At 72.4% G+C, this 15,609-nt stretch carries 10 protein-coding genes; all 10 read left to right on the top strand.

Features of this window, described 5'->3' with window-relative positions; translation table 11 throughout:
- Positions 1-20 precede the first annotated feature (20 nt).
- The 10 genes from gdhA to ABRQ22_RS16495 all read left to right on the top strand — a co-directional run bounded on the left by gdhA (position 21) and on the right by ABRQ22_RS16495 (position 15,435).
- Positions 21-1,358: an NADP-specific glutamate dehydrogenase gene (gene gdhA / locus ABRQ22_RS16450; protein WP_353707498.1), complete on the top strand. Its 1,338-nt coding sequence runs from the start codon at positions 21-23 to the stop codon at positions 1,356-1,358.
- Between the two features lie 82 nt (positions 1,359-1,440).
- Positions 1,441-2,235, top strand: coding sequence for a copper homeostasis protein CutC (locus ABRQ22_RS16455; RefSeq protein WP_353707499.1), 795 nt, complete (start codon positions 1,441-1,443; stop codon positions 2,233-2,235).
- 253 nt (positions 2,236-2,488) lie between these two features.
- A complete protein-coding gene (locus ABRQ22_RS16460) occupies positions 2,489-4,168 on the top strand; it encodes an ABC transporter substrate-binding protein (RefSeq protein ID WP_353707500.1) in 1,680 nt (559 codons plus the stop codon).
- A 46-nt stretch (positions 4,169-4,214) separates the two neighbouring features.
- A complete protein-coding gene (locus tag ABRQ22_RS16465; protein WP_047231353.1) occupies positions 4,215-5,213 on the top strand; it encodes an ABC transporter permease in 999 nt (332 codons plus the stop codon).
- Entirely contained in the window at positions 5,206-6,372 is a 1,167-nt protein-coding gene (locus ABRQ22_RS16470; protein ID WP_253055219.1) for an ABC transporter permease, read from the top strand. The genes ABRQ22_RS16465 and ABRQ22_RS16470 overlap by 8 nt, the downstream gene beginning before the upstream one ends.
- Positions 6,369-7,298, top strand: a complete 930-nt coding sequence (locus tag ABRQ22_RS16475; RefSeq protein ID WP_353707501.1) for an ABC transporter ATP-binding protein — start codon at positions 6,369-6,371, stop codon at positions 7,296-7,298. The genes ABRQ22_RS16470 and ABRQ22_RS16475 overlap by 4 nt, the downstream gene beginning before the upstream one ends.
- On the top strand, positions 7,295-8,179 hold the full coding sequence (locus ABRQ22_RS16480; protein WP_253055221.1) for an ATP-binding cassette domain-containing protein: 885 nt from the start codon (positions 7,295-7,297) through the stop codon (positions 8,177-8,179). Before ABRQ22_RS16475 ends, ABRQ22_RS16480 begins: the two co-directional genes overlap by 4 nt.
- A gap of 219 nt (positions 8,180-8,398) precedes the next feature.
- Complete coding sequence (locus ABRQ22_RS16485; RefSeq protein WP_353707502.1) at positions 8,399-9,973, top strand: RNB domain-containing ribonuclease; 1,575 nt, start codon at positions 8,399-8,401, stop codon at positions 9,971-9,973.
- 29 nt (positions 9,974-10,002) lie between these two features.
- Positions 10,003-10,374, top strand: a complete 372-nt coding sequence (locus tag ABRQ22_RS16490; RefSeq protein WP_253055222.1) for a sterol carrier family protein — start codon at positions 10,003-10,005, stop codon at positions 10,372-10,374.
- A 300-nt stretch (positions 10,375-10,674) separates the two neighbouring features.
- Complete coding sequence (locus tag ABRQ22_RS16495) at positions 10,675-15,435, top strand: ExeM/NucH family extracellular endonuclease (RefSeq protein WP_353707503.1); 4,761 nt, start codon at positions 10,675-10,677, stop codon at positions 15,433-15,435.
- Positions 15,436-15,609: the final 174 nt, after the last annotated feature.

Consider the following 15,609-nt stretch of genomic DNA (forward strand, 5'->3'; position numbering starts at 1 on the left):
CGCCCAGACGAGGAGAGCCCATGGACAGCCGACTGCAGTCCGTCTACGACGAGGTCCTGCGTCGCAACCCCGGCGAGGCCGAGTTCCACCAGGCCGTGCGCGAGGTCTTCGACTCGCTCGGCCCCGTGCTGCGCAAGCACCCGCGCTACGTCGAGGCGGCCGTCCTCGAGCGCGTGTGCGAGCCCGAGCGCCAGATCATCTTCCGGGTCCCGTGGGTGGACGACACGGGCCGCGTGCAGATCAACCGCGGCTTCCGCGTCGAGTTCAACTCCGCGCTCGGCCCGTACAAGGGCGGCCTGCGGTTCCACCCGTCGGTCTACCTCGGGATCGTGAAGTTCCTCGGCTTCGAGCAGATCTTCAAGAACTCGCTCACGGGCATGCCGATCGGCGGCGGCAAGGGCGGGTCGGACTTCGACCCCCGCGGCCGCTCCGACGGCGAGGTCATGCGGTTCTGCCAGTCGTTCATGACCGAGCTCTACCGGCACATCGGCGAGAACACCGACGTCCCGGCCGGCGACATCGGCGTGGGCGGTCGTGAGATCGGGTACCTGTTCGGGCAGTACAAGCGCATCACCAACCGCTACGAGTCCGGCGTCCTCACGGGCAAGGGCATCTCCTGGGGCGGTTCGCTCGTGCGCACCGAGGCGACGGGCTACGGCACCGTGCTCTTCGCGCAGAGCATGCTGGAGACGCGCGGGCAGGACCTCGACGGCCGGCGCGTCGTGGTCTCGGGCTCGGGCAACGTCGCGATCTACGCGACCGCCAAGGCGCAGCAGCTCGGCGCGAACGTCGTCGCCTTCTCCGACTCCTCCGGCTACGTCGTCGACGAGGCGGGTGTCGACCTCGACCTGCTGCGCCAGATCAAGGAGGTCGAGCGCGGCCGCGTCGCCGACTACGCGGCTCGTCGACCCGGGGCGCGCGTCGTCACCGACGGCTCCATCTGGGACGTGCCGTGCGACGTCGCGCTGCCGTGCGCGACGCAGAACGAGCTCGACGAGGGTGCGGCCAAGCAGCTCGTCGCGAACGGCGTCGTCGCGGTCGCCGAGGGCGCCAACATGCCGACGACGCCCTCCGCCGTCGCGCTCCTCCAGGAGGCGGGCGTGCTGTTCGCGCCCGGCAAGGCCGCGAACGCGGGCGGTGTCGCGACCTCGGCGCTCGAGATGCAGCAGAACGCGTCGCGCGACGCGTGGTCGTTCGAGTACACGGAGGAGCGGCTCGCGCAGATCATGGCGGGCATCCACGACCGGTGCGTCGAGACGGCCGACGAGTACGGCGCGCCCGGCAACTACGTGCTCGGCGCCAACATCGCGGGCTTCACCAAGGTCGCCGACGCGATCCTCGCGCTCGGCGTCATCTGACCGTCGTCTACCCTGGCCGACGGCCGCCGTCGCGCACGCCGCGCGACGCGACGGCCGTCGGACCGGACGACGGGAGAACGCAGTGACGACCACCGACCCCGAGGGCCCCGCCGTGCGCGCGAGCCGTGACGTCGTGCTCGAGCTCGCGGTGCAGGATCCCGAGGGCGTGCGGGTGGCCGCGTCCGTGGGCGCTCGGCGGGTCGAGCTGTGCGTCGGACTGGGCGCGACCGGCGGGCTCACGCCGAGCGCCGGTCTCGTCGAGGCGGCCGTCGTGGCGGCCGCCGACGCCGCAGGACGTGCACCCGTGGAGGTGCACGTCCTCGTGCGTCCGCGCCCGGGAGGGTTCGTCCTCTCGGCAGCCGACCTCGACGTGCAGGTCCGCGACGTCCGGGCCGCGGTCGCGGCGGGTGCGGCGGGCGTCGTGGTGGGCGCCCTGACCCCGGACGGCGTCGTGGACGTCGCCGCCGTGCGCGCCCTCGTCGAGGCCGCCGACGGCCGCGAGGTGACGTTCCACCGGGCGGTCGACGTCGTGGCCGACCCGCTCGCAGCGCTCGACGCGCTCGCGGGCGTCGGCGTGCGGCGCGTGCTCACGTCGGGCGGCGCCTCTCGCAGCATCGACGGCGTCGACCGCCTGCGCGCCATGTCGGTGCACGCCCGCGGACCCCAGGGCGGCCGCGTCGAGGTCATGGCGGGTGGGGGCGTGCGGCCTCAGGACGTCGGCGCGCTCGTGGCCGCCGGCGTGGACGCCGTGCACCTCTCCGCGAAGCGGGTCGTCGCGGACGACGCCGGGCCCGGGGGCGGCGGGGACGCCGGCTACGAGGTCACGGACCCGGAGGTCGCCGCGGCCGCGCGCGCGGCGCTCGACGCCACGCGCTGACGGCCCCGCTCGCCCCCGCGCTCCGGCGCGCGCGAGCCGTCCACGGGACGGCGTCTCGACGGCCGGCCCCCGCCCACGCGGGGGTCGGCCGTCGTCGTCCTGGGTCCGCGTCGACGGCTCATGTCTCAGTTAGGTAACTTTCCTGTCGTATTAGGGAGCGGCGCGGGATCGATTAGTTAGTGTTCCTGCCACACGCCTCCGGGCGCCACGACGAACGACGCGACGACGCGTCGTCCACGCGAAAGGACCGATGATGATTCGAAGCACGGCGCGCAAGCGTCTGCTCACGGCGGTTGCGCTCGTGACCGGCGTGACCCTGATGGCGACGGGCTGCTCCGGCTCCGGGAACGGCGACGGCGACGAGACCGCCGACGGTGGGCGCACGCTCAACGTGTGGGCCGGTACGCAGACGCCGATCGTCGCGAACTTCAACCCGTACTCGCCGAACCCGCTGCACGCGGCCAACGGCGCGATCTACGAGCCGCTCTTCTACTACAACAAGGCGCAGGCCAGCGACCCCGAGCCCCGTCTCGGCGAGTCCTTCGAGTGGTCCGAGGACGGCACCGAGCTGACGGTGAAGCTCCGCGAGGGCGTCAAGTGGACCGACGGCGAGGACTTCGACGCCGACGACGTCGTGTTCTCGCACACCAACGAGGCCGCCAAGCGCGACTTCGTCGTCTCGGTCGAGGCCGTCGACCCGTACACCGTGAAGTGGACGTTCGACTCCCCGCAGTTCACGTCCGAGGTCCAGCTCCTCGGTACGTCGCTCGTCGTGCCGGAGCACATCTGGTCCGAGGTCGACGACCTCGTGACGTTCGCCAACGAGAACCCGGTCGGCACCGGCCCGTACAAGGCCGACGCCGTCACCGAGGCCGCCTACACGGTCGTCGCGAACGAGGACTACTGGGCCGGCGCGCCCAAGGTCAAGAAGGTCCGCTACCTCGGCATCGACCAGAACCAGAGCGCCGAGGACCTCATGACGACGGGCAAGGTCGACTGGACGGCCATGTTCGTGGCCGACCCCGACCGCATCACCGCGGACGGGCGCCTGAGCATGATCAACACGCCGCAGGACCCGACGACGATCTACACGTGCGTGTCGGTCGACCTCGGCTGCACGGGCCCGCAGACCGACGTCGCGGTGCGCCAGGCGATCAACCTCGCCATGGACCGCACCGAGATCAACGAGAAGGCGTTCGCCGGCCTCGCCGCGACCGCGTCCCCGACGTTCGCGCTGCTCGGCCGCGACGACCGCTGGATCTCGCCCGACGTCGAGGCGGAGAGCCCGCAGACGGCCGACGCCGCGGCCGCGTCGAAGGTCCTCGAGGACGCCGGCTACACCAAGGGCGCGGACGGCATCTACGAGAAGGACGGCCAGAAGGTCGAGATGACCCTCATCACGGTCGACGGCTGGAACGACTACAACGCGGTCGGCGACCTGCTCGTCGAGCAGGCGAAGGCCGCCGGCATCTCGATCGTCCACAACAAGATCACGCAGCAGGAGATGTCGGACGCGCGCGTCGCGGGCACCTACCAGCTCATGGTCGGGGGCATCACGGGCCCGTCGCTGGACGACCCGTTCAGCATCTACCGCCAGTGGATGACGACGGACTACACGCGTCCGGTCGGCGAGGTCATGGAGTCCGGCCTCTTCAACTACGTGCGCTACACCAACCCCACGGTCGACGCCGCGGTCGAGGCGGCCGCCTCGACGAACGACGAGGCCGCGAAGCAGGAGCAGTACGCGATCATCCAGGAGGAGATCGTCCGTGACCTGCCCTACATCCCGGTGGTCGTGAACGCCTCGCAGACGTTCATGGACACGAAGGACTTCACGGGCTGGCCGACCGAGGACGACCTCTACGCCTTCCCGCCGTCGTGGAGCACGGTCTCGCTGGGCGTCGTGCTCTCGAAGCTCGAGCCGGCGAGCTGATGCGACCGCGCCGAGGAGGAGGAACGGGGAACGAGGGACACGCATCATGAGGTACTACGCACGACGGATCACGTTCTACGTGATCACCCTCTGGGCAGCGGTCTCGCTGAACTTCCTCATCCCGAAGCTCATGCCTGGTGACCCCAAGCAGATCTTCATCGACAAGTTCCTGCGCAAGGGCGGCGAGCTGACGCCCCAGATGCAGAACAGCATCGACCTCCTCTTCGGCGCGGACGGCGACGCCTCCCTGTGGGACCAGTACGTGGACTACTGGGGGCGCCTGTTCCAGGGAGATCTCGGGATCTCCATCACGTACTACCCCCAGCCCGTCACCGAGCTGATCGGCCAGGCCCTCCCCTGGACGGTCGGGCTCGTGGGACTCGCGACGATCATCTCGTTCGTCCTGGGTGTCGGGCTGGGGGCGTGGGCCGGCTGGAAGCGCGGCACGTGGGTGGACAGCATCATCCCCGCGTCGACCCTGCTCCAGGCGGTGCCCTACTTCTGGCTCGCCCTCATCCTCGTCTCGGTCTTCTCGGTCTCGACCGGATGGTTCCCGCGGATCGGCAGCTACGACATCTTCGGCTTCGACAACGGACCGGAGTGGTCGTGGGCGTTCGTCGGCAGCGTGATCTACCACGGGTTCCTGCCCGCGCTGACGATCGTGCTCTCGTCGGTGGGGGGCTGGCTGCTCGGGATGCGCAACATGATGGTGTCCACGCTGTCCGAGGACTACGTCACGACGGCCGAGGCCAAGGGCCTGCGCCGCATGCGCGTGGCGATCACCTACGCGACCCGCAACGCCGCGCTCCCGTCGTTCGCCGGGTTCGGCGTCGCGCTCGGGTTCGTCGTGGCCGGGTCGGTCGTCATGGAGCAGGTCTTCAGCTACCCGGGCCTGGGCAAGCTCCTGTTCAACGCGGTCCAGGCGAGCGACTTCGCGCTCATGCAGGGCACGTTCCTCGTCATCACGCTCGCCGTGCTCGCCGCGAACTTCCTCATGGACATCATCTACGGATTCATCGACCCGAGGGCGCGCGCCAATGTCTGACAACACCCGCGACACGGAGATCGTGACCCCCGCCGCCGACGCGGCACCCGTGGCCACGGTCGTCGCCGACGGCCTCGCGCCGGCGACGACGACCGAGGGGATCGTCCCGGACGTGCGGGACGTCCCCGCGGCGCTCGACCAGGACGCCCCTGCCGCGCCCGCCCGCCGTGGCCTGCGCGCGATGCTCCCGCGCCGGTCCGGCAAGCTCACCGCGGGGATCGTCCTCGTGGCCGGCATCCTGCTGTTCACGTTCGTCGCGCCGTTCTTCACGCAGGACCCGCGCTCGACGGCGAACGCGCGGTTCCTGCCGCCGAGCGCCGAGCACCTGCTCGGCACCAACCACATCGGCAACGACATCTTCGCCCAGGTGGCGTACGGCGGGCAGGGCTCGCTCATGGTCGGCCTCGTCGCCGGCGCGATCGCGCTCGTGCTGTCGATCGTGTTCGGCATCGTCGCGGGGTACCGCGGGCGGTTCACCGACGAGGCCCTCTCGCTCGTCACGAACATCATGCTCGTCATCCCGGGCCTGCCGCTGATCATCGTCATCTCGGCGTACCTGCAGACGCGCTCGCTCCTCATCGTCGCGGTGATCCTCGGGCTGACGGCGTGGCCGGGTGCGGCGATCGTGCTCCGGATGCAGGCGAAGTCGCTGCGTGCCCGCGACTACGTGTCCGCGGCACGCGTCGCGGGGGAGAAGACGCCGCGGATCATCCTCGTGGAGATCTTCCCCAACCTCCTGCCGCTCCTCACGGCCCAGTTCCTCGGCGCGGTGCTGCTCGCGATCCTCGCGGAGGCGGGGCTCTCGTTCCTCGGGCTGGGACCCTCCGGCTCGATCACGTGGGGCACGATCCTCAACCAGGCGAGCGCCAACAACGCGCTGAGCCTCGGCATGTGGTGGTGGTTCGTCCCGCCCGGCCTGCTCATCGCCCTCTTCGGCTGCGGGCTCGCGCTCATCAACTTCAGCCTGGACGAGATCATCAACCCCCGCCTGCGCCTGGGGCCGGCGGCCGTGAAGAGCGTGCGCAAGGCCCGCAAGGCCGGCCTCGCCGTGGACGCGGACCCCGCCGGCACCGGACCGGACACCGCCGGCGGCACCGACAGCGACCCTGACGGCACGGACACCGACACCGACGACGCGAAGGAGACGGTGGGCGCATGACCGCCACGACCACGGCCGCCGAGCCGCTCACCAGCGAGCGCCACACCGCCTACCTCGTCGGCAAGGAGCCGGTGCTCACCGCGCGGAACGTCTCGATCGACTACGAGGTCGAGCCGGTCGTCCATGCCGTGAAGGACGTGTCGCTCACGCTGCACCGTGGCGAGATCCTCGGTCTCGCCGGGGAGTCGGGCTGCGGCAAGACCACGCTCGCCTACGGGCTCAACCGCCTCCTCAAGCCCCCGGCCCTCCTCACGTCCGGGTCGGTGACGTTCCACGACCAGGGCGGCGACGACGTCGACGTCGTCGCGCTCTCGGGGGACGCGTTGCGCGCGTTCCGCTGGGACAAGGTCTCGATGGTGTTCCAGGGCGCGATGAACTCGCTCAACCCGGTCATCAGCGTGCGCGACCAGCTCGGGGACGTGCTCAAGACCCACCGGCCGGAGATGGCGCGCAAGGAGCGGGCGACCCGTTCCGCGGAGCTCCTCGAGCTCGTGGGCGTCGACCCGCTGCGTCTCGACAGCTACGCGCACGAGCTCTCGGGCGGCATGCGGCAGCGCGTCATGATCGCGATGGCGCTCGCGCTCAACCCGCAGGTCATGATCATGGACGAGCCGACGACGGCGCTCGACGTCGTCGTCCAGCGCGGGATCCTGCGGGAGATCATGCGGCTGCGCGAGCAGCTCGGGTTCGCCGTCGTCTTCATCACGCACGACCTCCCGCTCCTGCTGGAGATCAGCGACCGCATCGCGGTGATGCTGCGCGGCGAGATCGTCGAGATCGACACGGCGGAGTCGATCTTCGAGGACGCCCAGCACCCCTACACGCGGCGCCTGCTGGGCTCGTTCCCGAGCCTCACGGGCGACCGTGGCTCGTTCGTCCGCACGGGCGAGGGCACCGGCGAGAACCAGGAAGGACCGCACGCATGAGCACCCTCGAGGTCCGCAACCTGGTCAAGGACTTCTCGATCCGCAAGGGGCTGCGCCGCACGCGCCTGCGCGCGGTGAACGACGTGTCGTTCACGCTGGAGCCCGGCAAGACGATCGCGGTCGTCGGCGAGTCCGGCTCGGGCAAGTCGACGGTGGCGCGCATGATCGCCCAGCTCGAGACGCCGACGTCGGGCGAGATCCTGCTGGACGGCACGCCGTCCGCGACCCGCGGACGCGGGCTCGACGCCTACCGGCACGACGTGCAGATGGTGTTCCAGGACCCGTTCGCCTCGCTCAACCCGTTCCACACGGTGGCCCACCACCTCGAGCGGCCGCTGCGCCTGCACAAGGTCGCCCGCGGGCGTCAGGCGATCGACGCGCGGGTCCACGAGCTCCTGGAGCGCGTGAACCTCACCCCGGCGCCGGTGTTCGCGGCCAAGCAGCCGCACGAGATGTCGGGCGGGCAGCGCCAGCGCGTCGCGATCGCCCGGGCCCTCGCGCCGGGTGCACGGTTTCTCGTGGCGGACGAGCCGGTGTCGATGCTCGACGTGTCGATCCGGCTCGGGGTGCTCAACCTGCTCGCGCGGCTGCAGCGCGAGGAGAACCTGGGGGTCCTCTACATCACGCACGACCTCGCGACCGCACGGCACTTCAGCGACGAGATCCTCGTGATGTTCCGGGGGAACGTCGTCGAGCGCGGGCCGTCGGACCAGGTGATCCTCGACCCGCAGCACGACTACACCAAGCTGCTCCTCGGCGCGGCGCCGGAACCTCGGAACCACGGGAAGCTCCGTGAGGAGGTGCGCCGCGAGCTCGCGGCGGCCGCGGCGGGCTCGGGCGACGACGCCGCGCGCGACCGGTTCGGGACGCGCGGGATGTGAGACCGGCGCACCCGTCGCCCGCTCGATCCGGGCGGCGGGTGCCGCCTCCAGCCGTACGCGTCGGTGGTGACGCGTACCCGCCGCGCGGGCCAGGTCTGTCGGACGCCCTGGCCCGCGCGCCCTCCTGCGCGCGCCGTCGTCTCCGACCCGGAGGTCGTGACGGCCCCGTAGGCGATCGGGCGGGAGACGGCCAAGTCGCGGGTGGGTAGGGTCGGGCTCGTGCCCGCCCGTCAGCTGCGCCTGGTGCGCCCCGCCGAGCCCCCCGCCCCGATGCCCCCCGTGGACCCGGTCGCCACGGTGACCGACGCGCTCGCGGCGCTGCGCCGTGAGATGGAGGTCCCGGAGTCGTTCCCCGTCGAGGTGCTCGCCGAGGCGGAGGCGGTCGTCCGGGATGGCGGCGCCGTCCTCGGCGACGGCCGCGTCGACCTGCGCGACGTCCCGTTCGTGACGATCGACCCGCCCGGGTCGATGGACCTCGACCAGGCGCTCCACCTCGAGCGCGCCGGGGACGACCCGGCGGATCCCGCCGGCGCGGCGTTCGTCGTGCACTACGCCATCGCCGACGTCGGCGCGTTCGTCGCGCCGGGCCGGGCGATCGACGCCGAGGTGCACGAGCGCGGGACGACGCTCTACGCGCCCGACGGCCGCACCCCGCTCCACCCCGCCGTGCTCTCCGAGGGCGCGGCGAGCCTCCTGCCGGACCAGGAGCGCCCCGCGGCGGCGTGGCGCGTCGTGCTCGACGCGCGCGGCGAGATCCTCGACGCGACGGTGCGCCGCGCCGTCGTGCGGTCGACGCGACGCCTCACCTACGACGAGGCCCAGGCCGCGATCGACGCGGGCGGGGCCGAGGACGCGGTGGGTGCCACGCTCCTGCTGCTCCGCGAGGTGGGCGAGCTGCGGCTCGCGCTCGAGCGGGAGCGCGGGGGAGTGTCGCTCGAGGTCCCGGAGCAGGAGATCGTCACGCGCGACGACGGGTCGTTCGGCCTCGAGTTCCGCTCGACCCTCCCGGCGGAGGGCTGGAACGCCCAGATCTCGCTGCTCACGGGGATCGCGGCGGCGCGCCTCATGCGCGCGGGCGGGGTCGGCGTCTTCCGGGCGCTGCCCGAGGCCGACCCGCGCGACCTCGCGCGCCTGCGCCGCACGGCGCGCGCGCTCGGCATCGACTGGCCGCGCGAGACGGCGTACGCCGACCTCGTGCCGACCCTCGACTCGCGCGTGCCGCGCCACGCGGCCTTCCTCAACGAGGCGACGTCGCTCTTCCGCGGCGCGTCGTACGAGGCGTTCGGAGGGACGGGGCAGGAGCCCGGGGTGCCCGACGACGCCGCGCACGCCGCGATCGGCGCGGAGTACGCCCACGTCACGGCGCCGCTGCGCCGGCTCGTGGACCGCTACGGCACGGAGGTCTGCCTCGCCCTGTGCGCGGGCGAGGACGTGCCGCGCTGGGTGCTCGACGCGCTGCCCGGCCTGCCCCGCACGATGGCGCGGACGGGCCAGCGCGCGGGCTCGTACGAGCGCGCGATCGTGGACGTCGTCGAGGCGGCGCTGCTCAGCGGGCGCGAGGGGGAGCAGTTCGACGGCGTCGTCGTCGACGTCGAGGACGACCGGGAGCGCGGGCGGCGCGTCGAGCGGGAGGGCGGCGACGCTGCGGGTGCGCGGCGCGGGCAGGTCGTCCTCTCCGACCCCGCGGTCCGGGCTCCGGTCGAGGGTGCGGACCTCCCGCTCGGCGACCCGGTGCGCGCGACGCTGCGCGAGGCGTCGGTGGCGGAGCGTCGGGTCCGGTTCACCGTCGGCTGAGGACGCGCGCGCCGTCCTAGGCTGTCCTCGTGCCTGCCCGACGACGCACCGACCCCGCCGCCGGCCGCCTCGCCCTGGCGGCGTGGCGCGCCGACCCCGCCGACCGCGCGGCCGTGACGACCGCGGTGCGGTTCACGCTCGAGGAGCTCGCGGACGTCGCGCCCGGGCACACCGTGGAGGTGCGGGTCCCCCCGGCCGGCGCGGTCCAGGCGGTCGAGGGCCCCCGGCACACCCGGGGGACGCCGCCCAACGTCGTGGAGACGGACCCGCAGACGTGGCTCGGCCTGGTGACCGGCGCGGTCGCGTGGGCCGACGCGGTCGCCGACGGGCGCGTCCGTGCCTCCGGCGAGCGGTCCGACATCTCGTGGCTCCTGCCGCTCCAGGCGGCCCGCCCGCGCTGAGCGCGTCGCGCTGCCCGGCGGCGCGTGTTACTGCTGCGTAACGTTCTCGGCTCCAGGTCTGGCGGCGCGGGACGTGGAGGGCTAGCGTCCGATGATGATCGGCCGCCGTCCGCGCGGGCGCTCGCAGCACGACGACGTGCGGCGACGTTCTCGCGGCGGTGACGTGGCAGCAACCGCCCGTTCATCCAGGTGGGGTGCGATGTCCTGCGGAGGCAGGGCGTCGACCCGTCCCGAGTCGTGGACTCGATCGATGGACGCGCGACTGCTGCCCGGCCGTCCGCACGAGATGAAGGAGTCAGCGTGACCGACCACCAGCACCTGCGGCGACGGAGGGTGGTGGCGGGCACGTTGACCGTGGCGCTCGCCGCACCGCTGTCCGTCGCCGCGGCCACCGCCGCGAGCGCGGCGCCCGACGGGTCGGGCCTCGTCATCAACGAGGCCTACCTGAGCGGCGGCAGCGCCAACGCCCCCTACACCCACAAGTTCGTCGAGCTGTACAACCCCACGCAGGCGGCGATCGACCTCTCCGGCATGTCGCTCCAGTACCGCTCGGCGACGGGGACGGGCGCCTTCACCGGCGTCACGCCGCTGACGGGGACGGTCGCGCCCGGGGGCTACTTCCTCGTGCAGGGCGGCTCCAACGGCTCGAACGGTGCGGCCCTGCCGACGCCGGACGCGACCGGGGGCCTCAACCCGTCGGGCACGACGGGCACCCTCGCCCTCGTGCGCTCCACGTCGGCGGTCACGCTGCCCGCGGGGAACGCCGCGGGCGCCGCGAACGTCGTGGACCTCGTCGGGTACGGGACGTCGAACACGTTCGAGACCGCCGTGAGCCCCGCGCCGTCGGCCAACAACGTGCCCGCGTCGATCAACCGGACCGGCTTCGCGGACACCGACGACAACAGCAAGGACTTCACGCTCTCCAGCACCGTCACCCCGCAGAACAGCGGCGACGACGGCGGCGGCCCCGGCCCCGAGCCGGGCGAGGTCGTCCCGATCGCGGAGATCCAGGGGACGGGCGCGGCGAGCCCGCTCGTCGGCCAGACCGTCACGACGCGCGGCGTCGTCACCGCCACCTACCCCACCGGCGGCTACGACGGCTTCTACCTGCAGACCGAGGGCACGGGCGGCGACCTCGACGCGTCGCACACGGCGTCGGACGCGATCTTCGTCTACTCCAAGGCCGGTGCCGCGGCCGTGCAGGTCGGCGACCACGTCGAGGTCACGGGCGCGGTGTCCGAGTACTTCACGCTGACCCAGATCACGCCCGCCGCGGGCGGCTGGACGGTCCTCGACGAGGCGGCCGAGGCGGTCAAGCCCGCGAACGTCGCGTTCCCCGCGACCGACGCGGCGCGCGAGGTGCTCGAGGGCATGCTCGTGCAGCCCGCGGGCGACTACGTCGTCGCGGACAACTACGACACGAACTTCTACGGCTCGTTCCTGCTCGCCGCGGGTACGGACCCGTTCGTCCAGCCGACGTCGGCCGGGCGCCCGGGCAGCGCGGAGGCCGCGGCCGCCGTCGCGGACCGCGCGGCGCGGGCCGTCGTGCTCGACGACGGGGCGACGACCAACTTCAACAACACGGCGAACAAGGGCATCCCGCTCCCGTACCTCACGGGCGGGGTGCCGGCGCGCGTCGGCGCGGGCGTGTCCTTCACGACGCCCGTCATCCTCGACTACCGGTTCGACGCGTGGACGTTCCAGCCGCTGACGCAGCTCACCGCCGGTGACGGCGGGAACGCCGCCACCGTGCAGCCGGCCACGTTCGCGAACACGCGCGAGGAGGCCCCGGCCGAGGTCGGGGGCGACCTGTCGGTCGCGACGTTCAACGTGCTCAACTACTTCACGACGACGGGCGACCAGCTCACGGGCTGCACCTACTACACGGACCGCGCCGGCAACCCCATCACGGTCAACCGTGGCTGCGACGCCCGGGGCGCCGCGAACGCGGAGAACCTCGAGCGTCAGGAGACCAAGATCGTCGCGGCGATCGACGCGCTCGACGCCGACGTCGTCGCGCTCATGGAGATCGAGAACTCGACGCCGTTCGGCAAGGACCGCGACCAGGCGCTGTCCGACCTCGTCGACGCGCTCAACGACGCCGCGGGCGCCGACGAGTGGGCGTTCGTGCCGTCGCCGACCGCGCTGCCGGACGACGAGGACGTGATCCGGCTCGCGTACATCTACCAGGTGGACGCGGCCGAGCCGGTCGGGGAGTCGCGGATCCTGCTCGACGACGCGGCCTTCGTCAACGCGCGCGAGCCGCTCGCGCAGGTGTTCCAGCCGGTCGGCGGGATCTCCGAGGGCGACGACGCCGCGAGCGACGACGTGCTCGTCGTCGCGAACCACTTCAAGTCGAAGGGCTCCGGCACGCCCGTGCTGCCGGGCGACGAGGACTCGGGCGACGGCCAGGGCTCGTTCAACGCGTCGCGCGTCGCGCAGGCGACGGCGCTCGTCGGCTTCGCCGAGGACGTCGCGGCGGACGCGGGCACGGACACGATCCTGCTCGCGGGCGACTTCAACTCGTACTCGCAGGAGGACCCGCTCGAGGTCCTCAAGGACGCGGGCTACACGGACCTCGGCGAGACGACCGGCGAGCACACCTACCTGTTCGACGGGTACGTCGGCTCGCTCGACCACGTGTTCGCCTCGGCGGGCGCGGCCAGCGCCGTCACCGGCACGGACGTGTGGAACATCAACTCGGTCGAGCCGATCGCCAACGAGTACAGCCGGTACAACTACAACGCGTCGATCCTCTACGACACGACGCCGTTCCGGTCGTCCGACCACGACCCGGTGCTCGTCGGCCTCCAGCTCGGCGACGCCACGCCGGGCACGACGCAGCTCGACCTGCTGGCGATCAACGACTTCCACGGTCGGATCGACGCCAACACCGTGAAGTTCGCGGGCACGATCGAGCAGCTGCGCGCCGTGAACCCCGACGGGACGGCCTTCGTCTCGGCGGGCGACAACATCGGCGCGTCGCTGTTCGCGTCGGCGCTCCAGCAGGACCAGCCGACGATCGACGTGCTGAACGCGCTCGACCTCGCGGCCTCCGCCGTGGGCAACCACGAGTTCGACCAGGGCTTCGCGGACCTCACGGGCCGTGTCAGCGACGAGGCCGACTGGGCCTACCTGGGCGCGAACGTGTACGACAAGGGCACGACGAACCCGGCGCTGCCGGAGTACCAGGTCGTCGAGATCGACGGGCTCGACGTCGGGTTCGTGGGCGTCGTGACGGAGGAGACCCCGACGCTCGTCACGCCGTCCGGCATCGCGGACCTCGACTTCGGGGACCCGGTCGAGGCGCTCAACCGCGTCACCGCCCAGCTCCAGGACGGCGACCCGGCGAACGGCGAGGCCGACGTGGTCGTGGGTCTCGTCCACGAGGGCGCGTCCGCGGGCACGCCCGACGGCGCGACGCTCGAGGAGGAGGTCGCCGCGGGCGGCGCCTTCGCGGACATCGTCAACGAGACCGACGCGCGCGTCGCGGCGATCTTCACGGGCCACACCCACAAGCAGTACGCGTGGGACGCGCCCGTCCCGGGCGTCCCGGGCAAGACCCGCCCGATCGTCCAGACCGGCAACTACGGCGAGTTCATCGGGCACGTCTCCCTCACCGTGGACACCACGACCCACGAGGTCACGGCGTACACGGCGCAGAACGTGGCCCGCACGACGACGGACGACGCGACGCTCGTCGCGACGTACCCGCGGGTCGCGGCGGTCAAGACGATCGTCGACGCGGCGCTCAAGCAGGCCGAGATCATCGGTGCGCAGCCGATCGGCGAGGTGACCGCTGACATCACGACCGCGTTCGCGGGTGGCTCGTACACGGGTCCCGGCGGGACGTACGTGGGCCCCGGCCCGAACCCGACGTCCGGTCGTGACGACCGCGCGTCGGAGTCGACGCTCGGCAACCTCGTCGCCGACTCGCTCCTCGCGACGCTGTCCGACCCGGCGCGCGGCGGTGCGGACATCGGTGTCGTCAACCCGGGCGGGCTCCGCAGCGAGCTCTTCCACGACGGCGACGGCGTCATCACCTATGCCGAGGCCAACGCGGTGCTCCCGTTCGTCAACAACCTGTGGACCGTGACCCTCACGGGCGAGCAGGTCGTCGAGATGCTCGAGCAGCAGTGGCAGACGAACCTGGACGGCACGCGTCCCTCGCGTCCGTACCTCGCCCTGGGGCTCTCGGACAACGTGTCGTGGACGGCGAGCACCGCCGACCCGCTCGCGACGCCCGGGAGCAACGTCTCGTCCGTGACGATCAACGGCGAGCCGATCGACCTCGCGGGCGAGTACCGCGTGGCGACGTTCTCGTTCCTCGCCACCGGCGGCGACAACTTCCGGGTGTTCACCGAGGGCACGGACCCGCGCGACTCCGGTCTGGTCGACCGGGACGCGTGGATCGCTTACCTGAAGGACAGCTCGCCGGTGTCGCCGTCGTTCGACCGCTCGCGCGTGGTGGTGGACGAGCTGCCCGGCACGGTGACCGCAGGCGACGACGTGAGCGTGGCCCTCTCGCATCTCGACCTCACCTCGCTCGGCTCCCCGCTGAACACCTCGGTGGACGGCTACCTCGTCGCGGCGGACGCCACGTTCGACCCGGCGAACCCGGGCACCCCGGCGGGCACCGCCGCGGTGACGGGCGGGGCGGCCACGCTGACGGCGACGGTCCCGGCCGACGCCGCGGCGGGGGAGTACGACCTGTGGGTCGTCGCGTCGCCGAGCGGCACGACCGCCCGGATCCCGGTCACGGTCGAGGCCGCGGCCCCGACCGTGGTGCTCGAGAACGTCGAGGCCTCTGCCCGCTGCATGGGGAAGTTCGTCCACGTCGCGGTCCGGGCGACCAACGGCGAGGACGTCCCGGTCGAGGTCGTCGTCGAGACGCCCTACGGGTCCAAGCGGTTCCCGAACCTCCAGCCGGGCAAGAACGCGTACCAGTCGTTCAACACCCGGGCCACGTCGGTCGAGGGTGGGACGGTGACCTTCACCGCCACGCTGGACGGCGTGACGCAGGAGTACGAGGTCCCGTTCGAGGGCCAGACCTGCGGCTGACGGTTCGCTGACGCCGTGCGGCGCCGCCGACGAGGCGGCGCCGCGTCCCGCGACCCGGGTCCCGTCCGACGGGCCCGGGTCGCGGTGCGTCCGGGCCCGGCGGGCGAGACGTCCGAGCCCGCCCGCCCGTGCTCGGGCGCACGGGGCTCTCAGCAACCGCGGGTAGGGTCGTGG

It is taken from the genome of Cellulosimicrobium sp. ES-005, assembly GCF_040448685.1.
Classification (GTDB): domain Bacteria; phylum Actinomycetota; class Actinomycetes; order Actinomycetales; family Cellulomonadaceae; genus Cellulosimicrobium; species Cellulosimicrobium cellulans_G.